This is a genomic window from Mycobacterium persicum (assembly GCF_002086675.1).
Lineage (GTDB): Bacteria > Actinomycetota > Actinomycetes > Mycobacteriales > Mycobacteriaceae > Mycobacterium > Mycobacterium persicum.
Window position 1 is genome coordinate 75,398 of the sequence record NZ_MVIF01000004.1, and the last position, 21,701, is coordinate 97,098.

Consider the following 21,701-nt stretch of genomic DNA (forward strand, 5'->3'; position numbering starts at 1 on the left):
GGCGGCTAGACACCCAGACCGCGGCCGATGATCTCCTTCATGATTTCGGTCGTGCCGCCGTAAATGGTCTGCACCCGCGCATCCAGAAAGGCGCGGGCGACCGGGTATTCGCGCATGTAGCCGTAACCGCCGTGCAGCTGCAGACAGCGGTCGTTCAAGTACACCTGCTTCTCGGTGGAATACCACTTGGCCATGGCGGCCTGCTCGACAGTCAGCTTGCCTTCGAGGTGCAGGGCGATGAACTCGTCGACCATGATCCGCACCACGGTGGCCTCGGTGGCCAGCTCGGCCAGCACGAACCGGTTGTTCTGGAAGCTGCCGATCGGCTTGCCGAAAGCCTTGCGTTCCCTGACGTATTGCAGCGTCTGCTCCAGCACGGCCTCCATCCCGGCGGCCGCCATGATGGCGATTGAGATGCGTTCCTGCGGCAGGTTCTGCATCAGATAGATGAATCCCATGCCTTCTTCCCCGAGAAGGTTTTCGGCCGGAACCTTCACATCGGTGAACGAGAGTTCGGCGGTGTCTTGCGCGTCCAGCCCGATCTTGTCCAGGTGGCGGCCGCGTTCGAACCCCTGCATCCCACGCTCGACCACGAGCAGCGAAAAGCCCTGCGCGCCCTTCTCGGGATCGGTCTGGGCGACCACGATCACCAGGTCGGAGTTGATCCCATTGGTGATGAATGTCTTCGAGCCGTTCAGCACGTAGTGATCACCGTGCTTGACCGCGCGAGTCTTGATGCCCTGCAGGTCACTTCCGGTTCCCGGCTCGGTCATCGCGATCGCCGTGATCAACTCGCCGCTGCAGAACTTCGGCAACCAGCGCTGCTTCTGCTCTTCGGTGGTCAGTGCCAGCAGGTACGGCGCCACGACGTCGTTGTGCAGCCCGAAGCCGATGCCGCTGTAGCGTCCGGCGCTGGTCTCCTCGGTGATGATCGTGTTGTACCGGAAGTCGGGGTTACCGCCGCCGCCGTACTCCTCGGGCACCGCCATGCCGAGGAAACCTTGCTTGCCGGCCTCCTGCCACACCCCGCGGTCAACGATCTTGGCCTTTTCCCATTCATCGTGGTACGGCGCCACGTGGCGGTCCAGAAAGGCCCGGTAGGACTCGCGAAACAAGTCGTGCTCGGGTTCGAACAGCGTGCGCTGATACTTGATGGCACTGCCCATGAAAACCTCCGGCGAAGCGAACTCTGCTGCCCAACATATACCAACCAGCCGGTTGGTCGGCAGCCGCCGACGGTCTGGTGCTTCAGCGGACGGCGAACTCCTGCAGGCGCCCGGCCAACGTCACCGGAACCCGCGCCTTGATCCGGGTGCCGTGAGCGCTGTGCTCCTGGTGCTGGACGCGCCCGTCGGAGTGCAGGCGGGCCAGCAGATCGCCGCGATCGTAGGGGATCACGACGTCCACGGCGGCGTCGGTGGGAGCTACCAGCTCGGCCATCCGGCGTCGCAGCGCCTCGACACCGTCTCCGGTGCGGGCCGAGATGAATACCGCGCCGGGCAGCGCGTGACGCAGTTTGGCCAACGCCAGGTCGCTGGCGGCGTCAACCTTGTTGACCACCAGCAGTTCCTGCGGCGCGTCCCCGCCGTCAGCCCCGTGGTCGGCGATCACTTCGGAGATCACCTGACGCACCGCGTTGATCTGGGCCAGGGGGTTCGCGTCAGCGCCGTCGACGACATGCACCAGCAGATCCGCGTCAACGACCTCTTCCAAGGTGGAGCGGAACGCTTCCACCAGCTGGGTGGGTAGATGCCGGACGAAGCCGACGGTGTCGGTGAGCAGGAAACGGCCCGGCCGGCCCAAACCGTCATCGAACTCCGCGCGCCGGGTGGTCGGTTCCAACGTCGCGAACAGCGCGTCCTGCACCAGCACCCCGGCCCCGGTCAGCGCGTTGAGCAGGCTGGACTTCCCGGCATTGGAGTAGCCCACGATGGCGATCGAGGGCAGGTCGCTGTGCACCCGACGGCTGCGCCGGGTGTCGCGGGCCTGCTTCATGTCCTTGATCTCGCGTCGCAGCTTGGCCATCCGCTCGCGGATCCGGCGCCGATCGGTCTCGATCTTGGTTTCACCCGGACCGCGCAGCCCCACTCCGCCGCCACTGCCGCCGGCGCGGCCACCGGCCTGCCGCGACATCGACTCGCCCCAGCCCCGCAGCCGCGGCAGCATGTACTCCATCTGGGCCAGCGACACCTGAGCCTTGCCCTCCCGGCTCGTGGCGTGCTGGGCGAAGATGTCGAGGATCAGCGCGGTGCGGTCGATGACCTTGACCTTGACCGCCTTCTCCAGCGCAGTCAGCTGGGCTGGAGAGAGCTCTCCGTCGCAGATGACGGTATCGGCTCCGGTCGCCACGACGATCTCGCGGAGTTCGGCCGCCTTACCGGAGCCGATGTAGGTCGACGGGTCCGGCCGGTCGCGGCGTTGGATGATCCCTTCCAGTACCTGGGAGCCGGCGGTTTCGGCAAGCGCCGCCAATTCCGCCATGCTGGCCTCAGTGTCGGCGGCGCTGCCCTCGGTCCAGACGCCTACCAACACCACGCGCTCCAGGCGCAGCCGGCGGTACTCGACCTCGGAGATGTCGGCCAACTCGGTCGACAACCCCGCGACCCGGCGCAGCGCCGACCTGTCCTCGAGGGCAAGTTCGCCGGTGCTGGGCTCCAACGGATCTTGAGGGGGAAATTCGGGATGTGTCATAGGCAATTAGCAATAGTGCACGCTGAATCGGTGTCGTGCACCTCAATTAACGCTGCTGGGCGTGCCACCATTCCCCGCTGACTTCGCCGTTGGCCACCAGCACCGACGGCCCACGCAGGAAGCTGGTGGCATCGGTGACGGTCACCGTGACCGCGCCGCCGGGAACCCGCACGATGAGCGTGCCGGTCTCGGTCCCGTCGTCTGCCAGCGCGGCGACGGCGGCTGCGACCGTCCCGGTACCGCAGGAACGGGTTTCACCCACCCCTCGCTCATGGACCCGCATGCTGACCACGCCGTCGATCGGAGCCGTCAGCACCTCGACGTTGACCCCGTCGGGGAACTGCTCCGGGTCGAAGCTCACCGGCGCCGCAACGTCCAAAGCCGCCAGGTCCGCAACGGTTAACCGGGGATCGAGGCAGGCCAGGTGCGGATTGCCCACGTCGACGGCCAGGCCGGGAAACCGCCGAGCCCCGACGACAGCGGTCCCCGTGCCGATCCGGTTGGCCTTGCCCATATCGACGGTGACGTCGGCGTTGCTCGCATCGACGCTGTGTACGGTGACCGGCCGGGGGCCGGCCAGCGATCCGACGACGAACTCGTCTCGGTGCTCCAGACCGCTGGCGCGCAGGTAGTGGGCGAACACCCGCACGCCGTTGCCGCACATCTGCGCTACCGACCCGTCGGCGTTGCGGTAGTCCATGTACCAATCGGCCGCACCGACGCCGTCAGGTAGCCGGTCGAGCACACCGGCGGCCACCGCGGCTTCGGCGATGGTGACCCGCAGCACCCCGTCGGCGCCCAGTCCCCGGCGGCGGTCACACAAGGCGGCAATCTGGCCCGCGCCGAGCGACAGCTGCGCCTTGACGTCGGGCAACAGCACAAAGTCGTTCTCGGTGCCGTGGCCCTTGGCGAACATCACCAGATCAGCCTACGTCCCGCCAGGCGCGGATCGCGTGGTCGACCACGCTGTCGGCCGAGTTCACATCCAGCCAGTGCACCCGGTGGTCGCGGCGGAACCAGGACCGCTGCCGTCGCACGTAGCGACGGGTGCCCACGTAGGTCTGCTCGCGCGCATCGCGCAGCTGGGCAGCGGTCCCGCCGGCGTCCAGCGCCGCGATCACCTGGGCATAACCCAGCGCTCGTGCGGCCGTGACGCCGCCCCGCAGGCCCTCACCGAGCAGCGCGCGAACTTCGGCAACCAGTCCCTGCTCGAACATCGCGTCGGTTCGGCGCTGTAATCTTTCATCGAGAATTGTTGTGGCACAGTCTAATCCGACGATAACGGTGCCCCACCGGGACTCTCGGATGCGCGGTGCGGACGCGGCGAACGGGCGCCCGGTGAGTTCGATCACCTCGAGCGCCCGCACGGTTCGGCGCCTATCGGTCGGCAGGATCACCGCGGCCGCGGCCGGGTCACGACGAGCCAACTCGGCGTGCAACTCGCCCACCCCGACTTCGGCAAGGCGCTGTTCCCATCGCGCGCGCACCGAGGGATCGGTGGCCGGAAACGTCCAGTCGTCGAGCAACGACTGAACATAGAGCATCGAGCCGCCCACCACGATCGGCAGCGCTCCCCTGCCCAGGATGTCCGCGATGTCGGCTGCGGCGGCCTGTTGATAGCGCGCGACGGTGGCCTTTTGGGTGACGTCGAGGACGTCGAGTTGATGATGCGGGATGCCGCGGCGGTCTTCGACGGTCAGCTTCGCTGTCCCGATGTCCATGCCGCGGTAGAGCTGCATAGCGTCGGCGTTGACGATTTCCGCGCCCAGCTCGCCGGTGAGCCGGTCGGCGATATCGAGCGCGAGTTGCGATTTGCCGGTCCCCGTCGGCCCGATGATCGCCAGTGGCCTCATGGCAGCCAAACGCCGACGAAGTACCCCACCCCGTAGGGCGCCCCGCGGTAGAGCTCCTTGGCCGATTGCGGCCCGGATCCGGTCAGGCCCGCCAATACCTGAAATGCCGCCCGCCCGAGGACCGTTGCGGGCAACGTGCGCAGCGCCGCCACGTCGCCGGCTCCCAGCGCGTCGTCGAGGGCCAGCTGGACGTCGGCGCCGCCGGGGTCGTAACCGCCCGGGGCCTGGGACGTCAGGGCGTTGACGCCGTCGGCCACCACCAGCACGCCGATCGGATCGGGCACTCGGTCGATCTGGGCCCGCAGGTCTCTGCCACGCGCCAGCGCCGTATCGACATCGTGGTCGCCGGCATAAACGCGGACCTCGGCAGTGGCCTCCGGCCGTGCCCGGCCCCGTATCCAGGCCGTCATCAGCGCGCACAGCGGCAACTCGGCCGGCAGTCGCAGTCCCGGCTCGTCGTCACACAGCGGCGAGAGCCGGACGCGGACGTCAGTGCCGAAACCCGCGAAGGAGCCGACGGCATCGCGGTCCACGACCCCGTCGGCGGCGCCTACCCCGACGGCAACCCACCGCGGCGGCAACATGGCCGCCGCCGCGGTCACCGCCGCACCGATGTCGGCCACCTCATCAGCCGCCGCCCCGGCGAGCTCGGCAACGAGCACCGGCGCGGACGGAACGATCGCAATGGCGCCCAGCACGCCACCAAACTAACCCGTCCGGCGGTGGACCCAGGCGGGCACGCGGGCCCGCGGCAACCCCATCGCGGGGATTACACAGAGGAAGATCCCCAAACCGGACCATCGACCACCACGACGGGATCGGCGATCTGATCGACGCCGGCATCGCGCTTGGCCGACGACGTCGGCGGCGCTGTCAGTATCCTGTCGCGCCCGGCCTGAGCAACCATGGTCGCGGCCTCGCCACGGGCCAGCGCCACGGTCGCCGCGATCACCGCCGCCACCGCGAGCACCAGCACAATCGCCTCCGGACCGCTGGCTTCCAAGGTCTCGCCCAGCACGGTAACGCCCAGAACCGCCGCCACCACGGGCTTGGCGACGGTGATCGTTGGTAGCGAGGCGGTCAGCGCACCAGCGCGAAAAGCGGACTGCTGGAAAATCATGCCGGCCAATGCCGCCAGGAGCCAGGGGTAGAACTCCGGTGCTCGCAGCACCGCGCCCAGTCCGTCTTCGGCGACCTCGACCACTCCCTTGGTCAGTACGGCGAACAATGCCAGCGATGCACCCGACACCACCGCCAGCAACACCGCCGCTTGGGGGCGCCCGAGGCATAGCCGGGCCGCAAGCACGCACAACACCAAAATCGGGCCCAGGACCACACCAACGATGACCCAGGTGTGCAGCGGGGCGCGCTGGTGGCCGGCCGCCGGGTCTCCGACGATGATGACCACCGCCAACGCGGCCGCCAAGGCCACCGCCCACATCCACTCCCAGCGGGTGATCCGGTGATGCGCGAACCGCGCGTAGATAGGCAGGGCGAACAGCAGCGCGGTGACCTGCAACGCGGTCACCAGCATCACCGACGCCCAGGCCAGTGCCAATGCCTGCAGGCTGTAGTTGAGAACCGCGGCCGCGCCGCCCAGCCACCACCGGCCGTCGCGCAGGGACAGGCCGAACAACCTCAGGTGACCGACCTGCTGGTCGGTAATCTCCTGGGCGGATCGTTGGCGAATAACGTCGCCCACCGCCGATGCCAGCGCCGCGCACAATGCGATCAGCGCGGCAACCTCAACCTTGGACATGGCCGACCCTCCACCTCTTCGCTCGGCTACCAGCGTTCCCCCGGTCAGCTGGACGTACACCCGTTGTTCGCTAGCAGTTCACTGAAAATCCTATGGCGCCGCTCACACTTGCTTGTGCTCGTCTTGGTGCTGGTTGCTTATAGTTCGCCTCCGAATACTTCCGCAACGACCTATGCACGACCTGTCATCAGCTATGCGGCAGCTGTGAAACCCCCATGATCGACGGCGCCCGATATCTCTGCCTCGCGCGTTAGCGCCAGGCGACGCGCCCATACCCCACCACTGACACCCGCTGGTCTGGCCCAGGCGGCCATGCCGCCGATCCGCCGATGTTCTGCGCCACGTTACCGGCCATGGGCAGGTCGTCACGCGTACCCGCCCAACGACAACCGAACTGTTACCGCCCTCGTGGCCGATGGCGTCAAAATCGGGGCGGCAAAAGCCTTTACGAGACCGCAAGCTGGCCTGGCACGTTCAGATCGCCGACAGGTGCGGCCATCATGGCCGCCTCGTCGCGGGCCAGTGCCACCGTCGCGACGACCACCACCGCCACCGCAACCGCCAGCGTGAACAGCTGCCCTTCACCCGAGTGGACCACCTCGTCGAGCACGGTGATTCCCAGCAGTGACGCGATCACCGGTCTGGCCACCGTAATCGTCGGCAGTGATGCCGTCAGCGAACCCGCCCTCAGCGACGATTGTTGCAGCATCAGCCCCGTCGGCAGGACCAACATCCAGCCATAGAACTCAGGAGTCCGAACCATCGCCTCGAACCCGTGCGGCAGTTCGGCGACCACTCCCTTGGTCAGCACGGTGAACACCGCCAAAGCCGCCGATGACGCCAGCGCCAGCAACACCGCCGCCGCCGGACCCGGCCAGACACGCGCGCCGACCACACACAGCAGTACCACCGGAACGATCACGATCGCGACCACTGCCCAGTCCGACAGCGGAGCACGGGCGTGGCCGGCCGTCGGATCACCCGCCAGGACGATCACGGCAACCGCCCCGGCCAGCAACACCGCCCACATCCACTCCCTGGCGGTGCACCGGTGGTGGGCCAGGCGAGCGTCGATCGGCAAGGCAAACAGCAACGCCGTAGCCTGCAGGGACTGCACCAACACCACCGACCCCATGGTCAGTGCCACCGCCTGCAGACCGAAACTCCCCAGGGCTGCCAGGCTGCCCAGCCACCACAGGGTGTGGCGCAGCGAGAGATGGAACAACGTGAAGTGGCCGACTTCCTCGTCGGTGACCTGCTGAGCGGACCGCTGAAGGGTCACATATCCGACGCCGGCCAGCAACGCAGCGCCCAGGGCGAGCAATGTCGCGAACTCGACGTTGGCCAAGGTGACCTCCCTGCGAACGGCCGGAAGCGCTCAGACGAACGTCTGCTACACAGTTGTTCAATAATGACTCTTGTGCGGCGGTTAAGCATCACAACGGGACTTTCCGTTGGAAATGGCTCATTTGCCGCCGGCGTCGCACTTTGCGGACCACAAGGCACCGATGTTCGCGACGATGCGAATCACGGTGCCGGCATTTCGCGCCTGGCTCCGCGGCCGGAAATCCGGCTCGGGCAGCAAAGCGACCCGCGGGCAGCGCCCACGGTGAGCAACGCCGCTGACAGCTACGATCCGGGCCCCACGCCGATCACCGTCGAACACCACAAATCGGGCGTCTGTCGTGCTGCACGCACACACCGCACGGTCGGGTTCCGGCACCGCGGTGCCGATCACCCGTGCCCACCCGCTACCGACAGGCGGGCACCCCAGCTAACGGAACGATTGCAGCTGTGGGACGGATGCTTCATTTTTGGTGCGCCCGCTATAGCAAGCAATTACCGTCATGATTGCTAGGCCGGGGTGTGCGGTCAGCAGGTCGGCCGGTGAGTATGGCTTGCTGGTGCGATTACCCGTTGGTTTGAGGAGTCGGCGATGAGTGCCTCCACGCGCGGTTCGCGAGTGGGTACCCGGTTCGGGCCCTACTACCTCAAGCGGCTGTTAGGTACCGGCGGGATGGGCGAGGTCTATGAGGCCGTCGACACCGTCAGGCAGCGAGTCGTGGCGCTGAAACTGATGTCGGAGTCGCTGAGCCACGATCCGGTGTTCCGCATGCGGATGCAACGCGAAGCCCGCAACGCTGGCAGGCTGCAGGAACCGCACGTGGTGCCCATCCACGATTACGGAGAAATCGACGGGCAACTGTACTTGGACATGCGCTTGATCGAAGGCACCCACCTGGCACTGCTGTTGGAACGATTCGGCCCGGTCACGCCCCCGTGGGCGGTGGCCCTGGTGCATCAGGTGGCCTCGGCGTTGGACGCCGCGCATGCGGCCGGGGTGATGCACCGCGACGTCAAGCCGGAGAACATCCTGGTCACCCGCGATGACTTCGTGTACCTGGTGGATTTCGGGATCGCCAGCGCGGCAACGGACGAGAAGCTGACCCAACTCGGCAGTGCGGTGGGGACCTGGCGGTATATGGCCCCGGAAAGATTTTCCGATGCCGAGGTGACGCACCGCGCCGACATCTATTCCTTGACGTGCGTGCTGCACGAATGCTTGACCGGGACGCCGCCTTATCGGGCCGACAGCGCCGGCATGCTGATCACCGCCCACCTGATGGCACCGATTCCACGCCCCAGTCAGTTACGCCCCGGGATCCCCGCCGCTTTCGACGCGGTGATCGCACGCGGGATGGCCAAACGGCCGGAGGACCGCTACGCAAGCGCGGGCGACCTGGCGCTGGCGGCTCATCAAGCACTCAGTGGGCCCCACCAGGCCCAGGAGTTTCGCATCCTCAAGCGCAGCGAGGAGGCGGGTGGGCTGTACAGCGACGTCCTGGCTGAAGACATCACCGGCGTCAGCTACGGGAGTCTTTCGACCTCCACCCCATCGGCGCCCACCCCGGTGGCGGCGACGCCGCAGCCGGACCTCAATGTGTCCGGGCCGCTGGCACTTCCGTCACTTCCGACGTCGGAGGTGAACGTTTCATCGTCCAACCCGCAGGCCAGCTCCTGGCCCGGCGTGACCAGCACCCCACCACCGCCGTCGCAATCGCCGCCGCCACCACCGCAGAAAGCCGATGCCACCCCACCTTCCGGCCGGCGCGCGCCGTCATTTTCCGGGCGGCTGCGCAACCCGTGGATACTGCTGGCGGCCGCGGCTCTGGCGGTATTGCTGGTGTTTGCGGCACAGGGGATCTGGCTCACGGTCCGGCCGAACACGGCGTCGGGCCCCCGGACGGTCACGGCCTCACCGTCACCGACATCTCCCACTTCGACGGCGTCCGCAGACGCGTTGGCCCGGCTGCTCAGCCTGCTGCCGTTGGGGTACGCACCAGGCACCTGCAGGCCTTTCCTGCCGCCCAAAGACGCACTGGCCAGGGTCATCTGCGACAAGAACGTCGACGCCGGCGGACCATCCCGGGCGATTTACACGCTGTTCGGCGAAACCGCCACCTTGCGTCAATTCTTCGACGGACTGCTGCGAACCGACATCATGGTCAACTGTCCCGGGGAATCCAAGTCGCCGACGGGTTGGCATCGCCCCGAGAGCCCACAAGTGGGCGGCATGGTCTTCTGCGCGGTCCAGGAAAGCAGCCCGACGGTGGTATGGACCAACGAGGCCCAACTGATGATCTTCCTCGCCCAGGGGGATCCCGAGGGGCCCAACCTCGACCAGCTCTACGCCTGGTGGAAAAAGCACTGGTGACCGGACCGCCCGTACCGCGGCACCGAATAAGGTGGCGGCGCACGGCCCGGCAAGCTGCTTCAATACTGTTGGAGCCGGTCGGAAACCCTGATGACGCATAGGGCCCATCAGACCTGCCGGCCGTACGGTGCCGCTTCGCGCGGCCGATGCGCGGGTATCCAACGCGCGAAAGGGTGCAAAGGGTAGGTGACGAGCACATGACGGCTGACGAGCCCCGCAACAGCGATCCGCACCCGCCGGTGCCGGGGCCGGTTTCCAGGCCGGTTCCAGGCCCCGTGCCACGTCCGGGACCGCGCCCGGGTCCGGTGTCGCGGCCCGTCCGGCACCCGGTGGCACTACCCCCGCACAGCGATCCGCACCGCTTCGGGCGTGTCGATGGCGACGGCACGGTGTGGCTGATCACCTCGGCCGGCGAGCGTGTTGTCGGCACCTGGCAAGCGGGCGATCCCGAAGCCGCATTTGCGCATTTCGGCAGGCGGTTCGACGACCTGAGCACCGAGGTCACGCTGATGGAAGAGCGGCTGGCCTCGGGCACCGGGGATGCCCGCAAAATCCGGGCCAACGCCGTGGCGGTGGCCGAGACCTTGCCCACCGCAAGCGTGTTGGGCGATGTCGAGGCGCTCGCGGAAAGGCTGAACTCCCTTCGGGACCGCGCCGAGGCGGTCATCGCGGCGGACCGCTACAAACGCGATGAGCACCGTGCCACACAGACCGCGCGCAAGGAGGCACTGGCCGCCGAAGCCGAGGAGTTGGCTGCTAACTCCACCCAGTGGAAGGCCGCCGGTGATCGGATGCGGGCGATCCTCGACGAATGGAAGACGATCACCGGTCTGGATCGCAAAGTCGACGACGCACTGTGGAAGCGGTATTCGGCTGCCCGCGAGACCTTCAACCGCCGGCGCGGATCCCACTTCGCCGAACTCGACCGTGAGCGATCCGGTATCCGTCAGACGAAGGAACGGCTCTGCGAGCGCGCCGAGGAGTTGTCCGGCTCGACTGACTGGACCACCACCAGTGCGGAATTCCGCAAGCTGCTCACCGAATGGAAAGCCGCCGGACGGGCCAGCAAGGACATCGACGACGCATTGTGGCGCCGTTTCAAGGGCGCCCAGGATGCGTTCTTCAGCGCCCGCAACGCCGCGACCGCAGAAAAAGATGCCGAGCTGCAAGCCAATGCTGCGGCCAAAGAAGCGCTGCTGGTCCAAGCCGAAAAGCTCGACACCAACAACCTTGACACGGCCCGGGCCGCGCTGCGCACCATTACCGACAAGTGGGACGCGATCGGCCGTGTACCGCGGGAGCGATCAGCCGAGTTGGAGCGCCGTTTGCGCGCGGTGGAGAAAAAAGTGCGCGACGCCGGCGAATCGGATTGGGCCGACCCGCAGGCCCAGGCACGCGCCGAACAATTCCGCGCCCGTGCCGAGCAGTTCGAACAGCAGGCCGCGAAAGCTGCCGCCGCCGGCAGGACCAAGGAAGCCGAAGAGGCCAAGGCGAACGCCGAGCAGTGGCGGCAGTGGGCCGAGGCTGCCGCCGACGCGCTGAGCCGCAGGTCCTAGCGGTCCCTGCCGTTGGCAGCGGTGCCGTCACCGGGCTGGTCGGGCTCGTCCAGGCTGTCCAACAGCGTTTTGGATTGTTGCTGTGCCGCCGAGCGGCGACGCTGTTCCTCGGCGGCGAGTTGCACGATGGTGCGCTGCCATACCACCCGCGCCCAGTGAAACGTCAGAAGCATCACGGTGATCCACGACACGATCAGCCCGATACCCGGCCCGGGGTGACCCGCGGCGACAGTCTGGCGCGACCACACCGCCAACAGGCCGGTGGCGCTGGCCAGTGCCGACCCCACGAGCGCGATCCAGGCCAGCGCCCAGCGCCTGGTCATCAAGGCGAGCATCGAGAACCCCACCCCGAAAACCAGCGCCAACCAGGCAAAGACCCGTGACGGTAACGCCACCGCAGCGGCGGCGGCGCCGTGGCTGCTGAACAGCCCGTCCCATCCCCGCACGCTGCCGGTGTGCGGCAAGATGAACGATCCCACCAATACGAACACCAGGATCGCCACCACGAAACCCCTTGCGCCAGGCTCGATCTCACCTGCTACCCGGCGCTCGGCCGCCTCGATTTCGGACCGGTAGGCATCGAAGTCGGCCACGTCAACTGCTCCGTTCATCGCAAGACCCGTTACCCGGATCGTCCGTCGGGCCGCACCCGGAGCCGCATCCCCCGGAATCGGCGGCCACGGGCCGTCCCACACCGGGGATGCCAAGCCCGACGCCGGGTGATCGCCCTCCGGCGGCGTAGGCGTCGCCGGCGCGGGTGCGGCGGTGATCAATGATGCCCGCGTCGGCGATGAGATGGTGCGGGGCGGCGCCGGTGATCCGTGTGGTGATGATGTCGCCGGGACGCACGTGCTGAACGCCCACTCGGAAATGGACCAGTCGTCCGTCGCGTGCCCGCCCGCTCATCCGGGAAGTGCGGCTGTCCTTGCGGCCTTCACCGGTGGCGACCAACACCTCGACGCTCTGCCCGACGAGCTCCCTGTTGCCCTCAAGCGAAATCTGCTCCTGCAACTCGATGAGCCGCTCATAGCGTTGCTGCACAACGGCTTTCGGCAATTGTTCGTCGAAGTCGGCGGCCGGAGTGCCGGGGCGTTTGGAGTACTGGAAGGTAAACGCCGCCGCGAATCGGGCCTGCCGCACCACATCGAGGGTGGCCGCAAAGTCCTCCTCCGTCTCACCGGGAAAGCCTACGATCAGGTCGGTGGTGATGGCGGCGTGCGGCATCGCCGCACGAACCCGTTCAATGATGCCGAGATAACGGTCGGATCGGTAGGACCGCCGCATGGCCCGCAGCACCCGGTCCGACCCGGATTGCAGCGGCATGTGCAGCGCGGGGCAGACATTGGGTGTCTGCGCCATCGCCTCGATCACGTCGTCGGTGAACTCGGCGGGATGCGGGGAGGTGAACCGGACGCGCTCCAGGCCCGGTATACGGCCGCAGGCGCGCAGGAGTTCGGCGAACGCGCCCCGGTTGCGCGGCAATGCCGGGTCGGCGAACGAGACGCCGTAGGCGTTGACATTTTGTCCCAGCAGAGTGACTTCGAGCACACCGGTGTCCACCAGCGACTGCACCTCGGCCAGGACGTCGGCGGGACTGCGGTCGATTTCCTTGCCCCGCAGCGACGGCACGATACAAAAGGTGCAGCTGTTGTTACAGCCTACCGAGATGGAAACCCAAGCAGCATAAGCGGATTCGCGAGCGCTCGGTAGCGACGACGGGAACTGCTGCAGCGCCTCGGCGATTTCGAGTTGGGCGACCTTGTTGTGCCGGGCCCGGTCGAGCAATGTCGGCAGCGAGCCGATGTTGTGGGTACCGAAGACGACGTCGACCCACGGCGCCCTGCGCAGCACCACGTCGCGATCTTTCTGGGCCAGGCAACCGCCGACCGCGATCTGCATGTCGGGATTGGTGCGCTTGCGCGGGGCCAGATGGCTGAGGTTGCCGTACAGCTTGTTGTCGGCGTTCTCGCGAACGGCGCAGGTGTTGAACACCACGACGTCGGCATCTCCAAAATCTGAGCCGTCGGCCGCACGCTGGTAGCCGGCAGCTTCGAGAAGGCCGGCCACACGCTCGGAGTCGTGGACGTTCATCTGACAGCCGTAGGTCCGGACCTGGTAGGTACGTGCGGCAGTGGGCGCAGCCTTGCCCGCCACATTCGCAGCATCGGCCCGCTGCGCCACCGTCGAAGTCACGGGGTCATGGTACGGCGACCGGCCGGTTGGCGCCGGGCCGGATGTGCGGCCGCACGCCTAGCAGGGCGCGTCGCGACTCGGCGCGGCCCTAGACGCGCCGGCGCTCCCGTTCGGCGGCCAGCTCGGCGGCCACCACCTCGCACGCCACCGTCTGGCTGTAGCCGCGGCGGGCCAGCATAGCCACCAGCCGGCGGCTGACTCGCGTTTCATGCCTGTTGTCCTCGCCCAGCGTTTCCCGCCGCAGCCTGGTCCGTACCAGTTGCTCGGCCCGTTCCCGCTCGGCAGCGCCATCGATCCCGGCCAGCACCGTGGTGATTACGTCGTTGTCGACCCCCTTGGTGTGCAGCTCAGCAGCCAACGCACGCTTGCTTTTTCCCGCGTTGGCCCGCCGGGACTGCACCCATTGTTCGGCGAAGTCAGTGTCGTCCACCAGACCAACGGCGGCCAGCCGATCCAAGACCCGGTTGCTGATGTCGTCGGGGTATCCGCGCTTGGCCAGCTGGCCGGATAACTCAGCGCGAGTTCTCGATCGCGCGGTGAGCAGGCGCAGGCACAACGCCCGCGCCTGCTCTTCGCGGGATGGCTCAGAAGTCGACGGGGGCGGGCAAGACGTCGGCATTTGCGGGGTCATCGGTCACCACTGCGCCAATGCCAAGCTTTTCCTTGATCTTCTTCTCGATCTCGTTGGCCACGTCGGCGTTCTCCATCAGGAAGTTGCGGGCATTCTCCTTACCCTGGCCGAGCTGCTCGCCCTCGTAGGTGAACCAAGCCCCGGACTTGCGGATAAAGCCCTGGTCCACGCCCATATCAATCAGCGAGCCCTCTCTGCTGATGCCCTTGCCGTAGAGAATGTCGAACTCGGCCTGCTTAAACGGCGGCGACACCTTGTTCTTGACGACCTTGACCCGGGTGCGGTTGCCGACCGCGTTGGTGCCGTCCTTGAGCGTCTCGATCCGTCGCACGTCCATGCGCACCGACGCGTAGAACTTCAGCGCCTTTCCGCCGGTGGTCGTTTCGGGCGATCCGAACATGACGCCGATCTTGTCGCGGAGCTGGTTGATGAAGATCGCCGTGGTTCCCGAATTGTTCAGCGCGCCAGTCATTTTCCGCAGCGCCTGGCTCATCAGCCGGGCCTGCAGTCCGACATGGCTATCCCCCATCTCACCTTCGAGTTCCGCGCGCGGCACCAGCGCCGCCACCGAGTCGATGACCACGATGTCGAGCGCGCCGGAGCGGATCAGCATGTCGGCGATCTCGAGCGCCTGTTCACCGGTGTCCGGCTGGCTGACCAGCAGGGAATCGGTGTCGACGCCGAGCTTCTTGGCGTACTCGGGATCCAGCGCGTGCTCGGCGTCGATGAACGCCGCGACGCCGCCGGCGGCCTGCGCATTGGCCACCGCGTGCAATGCGACGGTGGTCTTGCCCGAGGACTCCGGGCCGTATATCTCCACCACCCGGCCACGCGGCAGGCCGCCGATACCCAGGGCGACGTCCAGGGCGATGGATCCGGTCGGAATGACCGAAATCGGCTGACGCACCTCGTCACCGAGGCGCATCACCGAGCCTTTGCCATAACTCTTCTCGATCTGGGCCATCGCCAGTTCGAGAGCCTTCTCACGGTCGGGGGCTTGCGCCATGGTGCCTCTCCTATAGTCGGTGTTCGGTTGACCGGTATCGGTCGGTTGGCCGTGACACTAGAGAAGGCCACCGACAAGTCGACATCTTCGCCAATGCCCACCACAGTAGCCGAACATCTGTTCGACTCAAGTTGACACGCCGAACGCGCCAACATCGCTTGCTACCGAAGGACACATGAACATCGCCGCGGAACTGACCGAAATATCCACCTACGGTGGGTTTTTCGCGCCGGTCGTGGGCGGTGACGCCACCGGATGGCATCCGGTAGCCCACTTCTACGCCGCCGGGTTCGCGGACCTGATCGACACCACCCTCACCCGTTACCGCACCACGGAGTTGCGGATCGGCGCCTCGCTGGTTCACCTCGGCCACGCCGCCCGGCTGTGGTCACCCGTTCTCGCCTGTGCGCTGGCCCACGGCGTCCTTCCGGACCTCCGCGACCTGCAACGCGCTGACGACGGAGCGCAGCTACGACTGCCCGAACCTGCCGGAGCAGCTGTCCCGTCTTTCCCGGGGCTCCCGGCCAGGTTGTACCGCCTTGTCGTACAGGACCATCTGGAACCGTTCGCGGCCGGCCTGCGGGTCAAGGTTGCGCCCGTCCTGCTGGCCGGCAATATCGCATCAGCCCTCGTCGGAGCCTCGCGGGCGTTGCTCTCGGCGCGGCCTGACTTGCGTCAGCCGATCGTCGAGACCACCAACCGCCTACTGGACACCGGCGTTCTGGCCGGAACCGGTGTGTTCACCGGGCTGGACTTCAGGCGTCGCAGCTGCTGCCTCTTCTACCGCGTGCCGGGTGGCGGCACCTGCGGCGATTGCCCGCTGTAGCGAGGCGAGTCTGCGGCCAGCGCATCGAATCTGCGGTGAGCGCGCGCTTTCGCCGCTCGGACGCGCTGCACGCGGACTCGAAACCCACAAACTCACCACTGGTCGCGGGGGACGTCGAAGTCGGCGCACAGCGCCCGCCACACATCGCGGGGTTCGACACCGTCCTCGATCGCCTGGGCCGCGGTACGACCCCCGAAGCCGGTCAGCACATGGTCCACCAACACGGATGTCCCATAGGCGGCACCGAATCGCAGGGTGACCCGCTCGTGGAACTCCGCCAACCGCACGCCAGTCAAGATACCCAGCGGATCACCACGCTATAGCGCCTCATGGCACACCCGGACCGGATCGGCGACCGCGGCGGCACCGGCGGCGGCCTGCTGCGCGGCCCGGCGGTACCCGGGCGACGACAACACCTCGTTCACCGCGGCCACCAGCGCCTCGGCGGTCAACGGCCGGACCAACCGGCCGCTGCCCTGACGCACCACCCGGTTGGCGATCTCCCACTGGTCCCCGCCGCCGGGTACCACCACCAGCGGAACCCCGGCCAGCAGCGTCTTGGCCACCATCCCATGACCGCCGCCGCAGATCACCAGGTCGGCATGCGTCAACAGCTCGGCCTGGTTTCCCAGCCCGACCACCGCCCAGGCCGGCACCGGCAGATCCCCGCCACCCAGCCGGGAGACCACCACCCGCGAACCCTCCGGCAGCGTGTCACCCGGCGTCAGGCACCCCAGCGCGACCTCGACCAGTCCGGCGGTCCCGGTCACCGCGGTGGACGGCGCGACGACCACCACCGGCCCCGACCCCGGAGGAACCGGTAGCACCCGATCGGTCGGCTCGAAATGCAACGGACCCACCACCACGGCCTCGGCCGGCCAGTCCGGACGAGGCACCTCCAGCGCGGGCAGCGTGGCGATCAGGCGCCGCAGCGGCCCGGGATCGCGTGCCGGCAAACCGATCTGGACCCGGACGGCGGCTCGCTGTCGCAGACCCGCACGCCAGGACCGCCCCGTCAGCGCCCGCATGGTGGCATCGCGCAGCCGGCCGCGGATGCCGGTGCCCCGTGCCAGCCCGCTGCCGATCGGCGGCAGACCTTTCGAGGGCAGATACAGCGGATGCGGGTTGAGTTCGATCCAGGGAATGCCCACCAGCTCGGCGGCCAGGCCCCCGCAGGCGGTGATCACATCGGAGACCACCAGATCGGGCGCCAGCTCGCGCAACGCCGGCGCATTGAGCACCGCCATCTCCGCGGCTCTTCGATGAATCCTCGCCCCGGCGTCCAGATCCTCGTCGGTGGCCGTCAATCCGTCCAGCTCGACGGCGTCGACCCCGACCGCGTGTGCGGCGTCCAGCCATTCCACCCCGGTGAACAACGTGGGTGCGTCCCCCGCCGCTTGAAAGCGTTGGCACAGCGCGATCGCAGGAAACGAGTGCCCGGGATCCGGCCCGGCGACCACGGCGACGCGCATCGGCCCTACCCTGCCACAGCGCCCGGCCACACGCTCGCCCATGCTCGTTCGTGCTCGCCTAGGCTGGCAACCATGACCGAGCTGACCCAGACCACCCCCGAAACCGCAGACAACATCCGCACGGTCGAGGGTTTCCTGAACGCCCTGCAGAACGCGGACTTCGACGCCGTAGCAGCGGCATTCGACGACAACCTCGTCTATGAGAACGTCGGATTCTCCAGGATCCGCGGCGGCCGCCGGACGGTGAAGCTGCTCCGCAAGATGGAAGGGCGCGTCGGTTTCGAGGTCAAGATCCACCGCATTGCCGCCGACGGCGCGGCGGTACTCACCGAACGGACCGATGCGCTGATCCTCGGACGGCTGCGGCTGCAATTCTGGGTCTGCGGCGTGTTCGAAGTACACGACGGCAAGATCACGCTCTGGCGCGACTACGTGGATGTCTACGACATGACGAAGGCGCTGCTGCGCGGTCTGGCCGCACTGGTGATCCCACAGCTCAGGACGACGTTGTAGGCAGCGGCAAGCGCTACCGGCGGGGCAGCCCGCCGAGTTCGTCGAACGCCTGCGCCCAACCGACCAGACGATCGGTGGCACCGGCCAGCTCCTCGCGGTAGCGCTGTTGCGATCCCGGCTCACCCACCGCGCCGCCATTGGCCGACGAGACCAATTGCGCTGCGGCGGTAACCATTTCGTTGTACTGACGGACGCCGGAACTGAGCTGCGCGGTGAACGCGTTGATGGTGGGCACCAGATGCGACCGCGACGATTCCGAACACTGCGCCGCCCGCTCCATCGACACCACTTCGGCCGCTGTCGCCGCCATCGCCGCCGAGGTCTGGTTGGCAGCGGCCGTCAAGTCAGCGACCTCGTCGGCCGGCAGCATCGCGCCCCGCTCGATCACACCCAACAACGAGAAGAACCCCCGTTCGGAGGCGCCCAACGCCGACATCGCGGGCCGGGCCGCCGAACCGGGCGGGGGTAACCGGCGGGTGTTGGCCGGCCGCGGCGTCGGCAGCGGCTCCGCCCGCAACCAGCGATAGCGGAAGAACAGCAGCGTCGCGGGAATGACCTGTACCACCGCGATCGCTCCGGTGATCTGCAGCAGCAGCGCGAACCAGCCCCAGGCCGCCAGCACCGCCGTCACCGCAGCCCAGAACACGCATCCGGCGCTGAATATCAACGCCCAGCGCAGCGCACGGCGGCGGCGGCGAAGCAACCGAGCCCGCGGGTCGGTAACGGCGCTGATCTTCCGCGCGGCGAAGTCGAAGATCTCGGCGATCATGTCGAGCCAGCGCTGCAGCAACGCACGCCGCCCACGCCGAGCCGACTTGACCGCCATCTCAGGTCCTTACTGGCCGAACGGTTTCTCGGTGATCTGCCCGCCGCCCTCGGCGGCGGGTGTGGCCGGGGCGGCGGCCGGACCGGCGGAACCCCCGGCCGGCAACGCTTCTCCGCGCATCGACGCCCGGATCTGCTCCAGCCGGGAATGACCGGCCATCTGGATGCCGGCCTGCTGCACCTCGAGCATGCGGCCCTGCACCGACGATTGCGCAAGCTCGGCCTGACCAAGCGCGGTGGCGTAGCGACGTTCGATCTTGTCGCGTACCTCGTCGAGGCTGGGCACATTGCCGGGGGCGGCGAGCTCGCTCATCGACCGCAGCGATGCGCTGACCTGCTCCTGCATCTTCGCCTGCTCGAGCTGACTGAGCAGCTTGGTGCGTTCGGCGATCTTCTGCTGCAGCACCATGGAATTCTGCTCGACGGCCTTCTTGGCCTGAGCGGCCGCGTTGAGCGCCTGGTCATGCAGGGTCTTGAGGTCTTCGACGCTCTGCTCGGCGGTCACCAACTGCGCGGCGAACGCCTCCGCGGCATTGTTGTACTCGACCGCTTTGGCCGCGTCGCCGGCCGCGGTGGCCTGGTCGGCCAGCGTCAGCGCCTGACGGACATTGACCTGAAGCTTTTCGATGTCGGCCAGCTGCCGGTTGAGCCGCATCTCCAGCTGGCGCTGGTTGCCGATCACCTGCGCCGCCTGCTGAGTCAGCGCTTGATGGGTGCGCTGCGCTTCCTCGATGGCCTGCTGGATCTGCACTTTGGGGTCGGCGTACTCGTCAATCTTGGAGCTGAACAGCGCCATCAGGTACTTCCACGCCTTGACGAACGGATTGGCCATCGGTTAGCTCCGCCTTCGCTTTCTTGTGTGCCGGATGGGCTCTGCATCGCCCACCGCTTACCCTGCCGCTCAATTTATCGGGTCAGGCCCGATCTCCCCACCCGTGGTTGCCCAACTGGCCGGCACCAAGTTCCGCCCCGGTGATGCTCAGGCCACCGCCAGCGACGCGACCGCGGGGATGACCACCTTGGTGCTGACGTCGATGCTGGCGCCAGCCACCGACGGGACACGCTTCGCACGCTCCTCCCCGGCCAACCGCTCCCCAGCGACGATGAGGACCTCCGACAGCGGGACCTCCAACGCCTCGCAAATGGCGTTGAGTAGCTCACTGGAAGGCTCCTTGCGGCCGCGTTCGACTTCCGACAGGTATCCGAGGCTCACCCGCGCTGAATCGGACACTTCCCGCAGCGTCCGGCCCTGCGAAGTCCGAGCCCCGCGCAACACGTCGCCAATGACCTCGCGCACCAATGACGCCATCGTGGTCTCCTTCATCCGGTCACGCCCCGATATCTCAACCACATCCGATCGCAACCCGATCGCAATGGTCCTTTGGTCAACGCCGAGCGGGCTGATGCGGTTCCCAGAGGCGGAGGAGCACGGGCGCCGGAATATCCCGAAGTACCCCGATTACTTGTTACTTGGCGGGGCTACCCGCGCGAATCTCCCTGACTGTGGATGCCACGTAATCGACACCGGTCACCACGGTAAGCACGATGGCAGCGGCCATCACCACCGCCGCCGCCGTGTGCAGCGCGCCCGACAGCGGCAACACGAACAAACCGATGGCCACCGCCTGGACAACGGTCTTGAGTTTGCCGCCCCAACTGGCGGGTATGACACCGCGGCGAATCACCGCCAGCCGCAACACCGTCACCCCGATCTCGCGGGCCAGGATCAACACCGTGACCCACCAGGGCAAGTCGCCCAACATCGACAGGCCGATCAACGCCGCCCCGATCAGGGTCTTGTCGGCAATGGGATCCACGAAGGCGCCGAATTCGGTCGCCATGCCGTAGTTGCGAGCCAGCAAGCCATCGAACCGGTCGGTAATGCTGGCGACGGCAAATATCGCCCATGCCGCGACTCGGGCAGGCGTTTGGTGGCCGCCGTCATAGAACAGTGCGTACAAGAAAATCGGTACTAACACCAGCCGCAGGCCGGTCAGAATATTGGCGAGGTTGGCAATACGGGCGGTTCCTGGCATCTGACCTGTTTGCGGCTGCCCGGGCACGGCAACAGAATAACGGTTGACCAGCCCACCCGATACTGTTCCCACGTGACTGAAAGTCCACGAGATTTCCGACCGGTAGTCCGGCGCGCCCGCACGTCCGATGTACCTGCGATCAAGAAACTCGTCGACACCTATGCGGGAAAGATCCTGCTGGAAAAGAATCTGGTAACGCTTTATGAAGCGGTGCAAGAGTTTTGGGTAGCCGAACATCCCGGCGTCCCGGGAAAAGTGGTCGGCTGCGGCGCGTTGCACGTGTTGTGGTCAGATCTGGGCGAAATCCGCACCGTGGCAGTCGACCCCACAGTGACCGGCCTCGGCGTCGGCCATGCGATCGTCGATCGGCTGCTCGAGGTCGCGCGGGAACTGCAACTGCAACGGGTGTTCGTGTTGACTTTCGAGACCGAATTCTTTGCTCGACACGGCTTCACCGAAATCGAAGGAACGCCGGTTACCGCGGAGGTGTTCGAGGAGATGTGCCGTTCCTATGACATCGGGGTCGCGGAATTCCTCGACCTGAGCTACGTCAAGCCCAACATCCTGGGCAACTCGCGAATGCTGCTGGTTCTATAGCCGGGCGAGCAGACGCAGAATCGCCCCG

At 67.1% G+C, this 21,701-nt stretch carries 22 protein-coding genes; 5 read left to right on the plus strand and 17 right to left on the minus strand.

From position 1 onward, the window contains the following. Window positions 1-5: 5 nt before the first annotated feature. The 7 genes from BST40_RS02900 to BST40_RS02930 all read right to left on the minus strand — a co-directional run bounded on the left by BST40_RS02900 (window position 6) and on the right by BST40_RS02930 (window position 7,651). The gene (locus tag BST40_RS02900) at window positions 6-1,166 is read right to left on the minus strand and encodes an acyl-CoA dehydrogenase family protein (protein ID WP_075549963.1); all 1,161 of its coding nucleotides are present in this window, start codon (window positions 1,164-1,166) and stop codon (window positions 6-8) included. An 82-nt stretch (window positions 1,167-1,248) separates the two neighbouring features. Further along, on the minus strand, window positions 1,249-2,691 hold the full coding sequence (gene hflX / locus BST40_RS02905; RefSeq protein WP_083153367.1) for a GTPase HflX: 1,443 nt from the start codon (window positions 2,689-2,691) through the stop codon (window positions 1,249-1,251). Window positions 2,692-2,737: 46 nt separating this feature from the next. Further along, window positions 2,738-3,610 (minus strand): diaminopimelate epimerase, encoded by an 873-nt coding sequence (gene dapF, locus BST40_RS02910; protein WP_083153368.1) that lies wholly within the window; start codon window positions 3,608-3,610, stop codon window positions 2,738-2,740. 4 nt (window positions 3,611-3,614) lie between these two features. Next, complete coding sequence (miaA, locus tag BST40_RS02915) at window positions 3,615-4,544, minus strand: tRNA (adenosine(37)-N6)-dimethylallyltransferase MiaA (protein WP_083153370.1); 930 nt, start codon at window positions 4,542-4,544, stop codon at window positions 3,615-3,617. Then, complete coding sequence (locus tag BST40_RS02920; protein ID WP_075549959.1) at window positions 4,541-5,242, minus strand: class III extradiol ring-cleavage dioxygenase family protein; 702 nt, start codon at window positions 5,240-5,242, stop codon at window positions 4,541-4,543. Before BST40_RS02920 ends, miaA begins: the two co-directional genes overlap by 4 nt. Before the next feature lie 71 nt (window positions 5,243-5,313). Then, complete coding sequence (locus tag BST40_RS02925) at window positions 5,314-6,303, minus strand: DMT family transporter (RefSeq protein ID WP_075549958.1); 990 nt, start codon at window positions 6,301-6,303, stop codon at window positions 5,314-5,316. A gap of 445 nt (window positions 6,304-6,748) precedes the next feature. Next, a complete protein-coding gene (locus BST40_RS02930) occupies window positions 6,749-7,651 on the minus strand; it encodes a DMT family transporter (RefSeq protein ID WP_083153371.1) in 903 nt (300 codons plus the stop codon). Between the two features lie 588 nt (window positions 7,652-8,239). Between BST40_RS02930 and BST40_RS02940 the strand changes: the two genes are divergently transcribed. Then, complete coding sequence (locus tag BST40_RS02940; RefSeq protein ID WP_075549955.1) at window positions 8,240-10,018, plus strand: serine/threonine-protein kinase; 1,779 nt, start codon at window positions 8,240-8,242, stop codon at window positions 10,016-10,018. Between the two features lie 197 nt (window positions 10,019-10,215). Continuing rightward, a complete protein-coding gene (locus tag BST40_RS02945; protein WP_083153373.1) occupies window positions 10,216-11,574 on the plus strand; it encodes a DUF349 domain-containing protein in 1,359 nt (452 codons plus the stop codon). On the opposite strand, the gene BST40_RS02950 is transcribed toward BST40_RS02945, so the two are convergent. From BST40_RS02950 to recA, 4 genes are all read right to left on the minus strand, one after another. Next, window positions 11,571-12,185 carry an Rv2732c family membrane protein gene (locus BST40_RS02950; protein ID WP_083153374.1) on the minus strand — a complete coding sequence of 205 codons (615 nt, stop codon included), beginning with the start codon at window positions 12,183-12,185 and terminating at the stop codon, window positions 11,571-11,573. The two genes, BST40_RS02945 and BST40_RS02950, sit on opposite strands and share 4 nt — an antisense overlap. Next, complete coding sequence (gene miaB, locus BST40_RS02955; protein WP_425270688.1) at window positions 12,169-13,755, minus strand: tRNA (N6-isopentenyl adenosine(37)-C2)-methylthiotransferase MiaB; 1,587 nt, start codon at window positions 13,753-13,755, stop codon at window positions 12,169-12,171. The genes BST40_RS02950 and miaB overlap by 17 nt, the downstream gene beginning before the upstream one ends. 100 nt (window positions 13,756-13,855) lie before the next feature. Next, window positions 13,856-14,386 carry a recombination regulator RecX gene (gene recX / locus BST40_RS02960; RefSeq protein WP_075549951.1) on the minus strand — a complete coding sequence of 177 codons (531 nt, stop codon included), beginning with the start codon at window positions 14,384-14,386 and terminating at the stop codon, window positions 13,856-13,858. Next, complete coding sequence (gene recA, locus BST40_RS02965; protein WP_075549950.1) at window positions 14,352-15,404, minus strand: recombinase RecA; 1,053 nt, start codon at window positions 15,402-15,404, stop codon at window positions 14,352-14,354. The genes recX and recA overlap by 35 nt, the downstream gene beginning before the upstream one ends. A 175-nt stretch (window positions 15,405-15,579) precedes the next feature. On the opposite strand from recA, the gene BST40_RS02970 reads away from it, so the two are divergent. Then, the gene (locus BST40_RS02970) at window positions 15,580-16,230 is read left to right on the plus strand and encodes a (2Fe-2S)-binding protein (protein ID WP_083153378.1); all 651 of its coding nucleotides are present in this window, start codon (window positions 15,580-15,582) and stop codon (window positions 16,228-16,230) included. 92 nt (window positions 16,231-16,322) lie between these two features. On the opposite strand, the gene BST40_RS02975 is transcribed toward BST40_RS02970, so the two are convergent. Both BST40_RS02975 and BST40_RS02980 read right to left on the minus strand, forming a co-directional pair. After that, window positions 16,323-16,517: a DUF3046 domain-containing protein gene (locus BST40_RS02975; protein ID WP_425270687.1), complete on the minus strand. Its 195-nt coding sequence runs from the start codon at window positions 16,515-16,517 to the stop codon at window positions 16,323-16,325. A gap of 30 nt (window positions 16,518-16,547) precedes the next feature. Next, a complete protein-coding gene (locus BST40_RS02980) occupies window positions 16,548-17,702 on the minus strand; it encodes a glycosyltransferase (RefSeq protein WP_075549947.1) in 1,155 nt (384 codons plus the stop codon). 72 nt (window positions 17,703-17,774) lie between these two features. On the opposite strand from BST40_RS02980, the gene BST40_RS02985 reads away from it, so the two are divergent. Next, on the plus strand, window positions 17,775-18,215 hold the full coding sequence (locus tag BST40_RS02985) for a limonene-1,2-epoxide hydrolase family protein (protein ID WP_083153381.1): 441 nt from the start codon (window positions 17,775-17,777) through the stop codon (window positions 18,213-18,215). 13 nt (window positions 18,216-18,228) lie between these two features. Here BST40_RS02985 and pspM read toward each other — a convergent pair whose 3' ends face one another. The 4 genes from pspM to pgsA all read right to left on the minus strand — a co-directional run bounded on the left by pspM (window position 18,229) and on the right by pgsA (window position 21,076). After that, entirely contained in the window at window positions 18,229-19,041 is an 813-nt protein-coding gene (pspM, locus tag BST40_RS02990; RefSeq protein WP_083153383.1) for a phage shock envelope stress response protein PspM, read from the minus strand. A gap of 9 nt (window positions 19,042-19,050) precedes the next feature. Then, entirely contained in the window at window positions 19,051-19,872 is an 822-nt protein-coding gene (gene pspA / locus BST40_RS02995; protein ID WP_083153384.1) for a phage shock protein PspA, read from the minus strand. 147 nt (window positions 19,873-20,019) lie between these two features. Further along, on the minus strand, window positions 20,020-20,349 hold the full coding sequence (gene clgR, locus BST40_RS03000; protein WP_075550023.1) for a transcriptional regulator ClgR: 330 nt from the start codon (window positions 20,347-20,349) through the stop codon (window positions 20,020-20,022). A gap of 157 nt (window positions 20,350-20,506) precedes the next feature. After that, a complete protein-coding gene (gene pgsA, locus BST40_RS03005; RefSeq protein ID WP_083153386.1) occupies window positions 20,507-21,076 on the minus strand; it encodes a CDP-diacylglycerol--glycerol-3-phosphate 3-phosphatidyltransferase in 570 nt (189 codons plus the stop codon). Window positions 21,077-21,148: 72 nt separating this feature from the next. On the opposite strand from pgsA, the gene BST40_RS03010 reads away from it, so the two are divergent. Next, window positions 21,149-21,673, plus strand: a complete 525-nt coding sequence (locus tag BST40_RS03010) for an amino-acid N-acetyltransferase (RefSeq protein ID WP_075549943.1) — start codon at window positions 21,149-21,151, stop codon at window positions 21,671-21,673. Window positions 21,674-21,701: the final 28 nt, after the last annotated feature.

Coding starts and splice junctions, on each gene's coding strand:
- miaA (WP_083153370.1), bottom strand. CDS start 4,544: ATGAGGCCACTGGCGATCATCGGGCCGACGGGGACCGGCAAATCGCAA.
- BST40_RS02950 (WP_083153374.1), bottom strand. CDS start 12,185: ATGAACGGAGCAGTTGACGTGGCCGACTTCGATGCCTACCGGTCCGAA.
- pspA (WP_083153384.1), bottom strand. CDS start 19,872: ATGGCCAATCCGTTCGTCAAGGCGTGGAAGTACCTGATGGCGCTGTTC.
- hflX (WP_083153367.1), bottom strand. CDS start 2,691: ATGACACATCCCGAATTTCCCCCTCAAGATCCGTTGGAGCCCAGCACC.
- BST40_RS02980 (WP_075549947.1), bottom strand. CDS start 17,702: ATGCGCGTCGCCGTGGTCGCCGGGCCGGATCCCGGGCACTCGTTTCCT.
- recX (WP_075549951.1), bottom strand. CDS start 14,386: ATGCCGACGTCTTGCCCGCCCCCGTCGACTTCTGAGCCATCCCGCGAA.
- pgsA (WP_083153386.1), bottom strand. CDS start 21,076: ATGCCAGGAACCGCCCGTATTGCCAACCTCGCCAATATTCTGACCGGC.
- BST40_RS02970 (WP_083153378.1), top strand. CDS start 15,580: ATGAACATCGCCGCGGAACTGACCGAAATATCCACCTACGGTGGGTTT.
- clgR (WP_075550023.1), bottom strand. CDS start 20,349: ATGGCGTCATTGGTGCGCGAGGTCATTGGCGACGTGTTGCGCGGGGCT.
- BST40_RS02985 (WP_083153381.1), top strand. CDS start 17,775: ATGACCGAGCTGACCCAGACCACCCCCGAAACCGCAGACAACATCCGC.
- BST40_RS02940 (WP_075549955.1), top strand. CDS start 8,240: ATGAGTGCCTCCACGCGCGGTTCGCGAGTGGGTACCCGGTTCGGGCCC.
- recA (WP_075549950.1), bottom strand. CDS start 15,404: ATGGCGCAAGCCCCCGACCGTGAGAAGGCTCTCGAACTGGCGATGGCC.
- pspM (WP_083153383.1), bottom strand. CDS start 19,041: ATGGCGGTCAAGTCGGCTCGGCGTGGGCGGCGTGCGTTGCTGCAGCGC.
- BST40_RS02925 (WP_075549958.1), bottom strand. CDS start 6,303: ATGTCCAAGGTTGAGGTTGCCGCGCTGATCGCATTGTGCGCGGCGCTG.
- BST40_RS02945 (WP_083153373.1), top strand. CDS start 10,216: ATGACGGCTGACGAGCCCCGCAACAGCGATCCGCACCCGCCGGTGCCG.
- BST40_RS02900 (WP_075549963.1), bottom strand. CDS start 1,166: ATGGGCAGTGCCATCAAGTATCAGCGCACGCTGTTCGAACCCGAGCAC.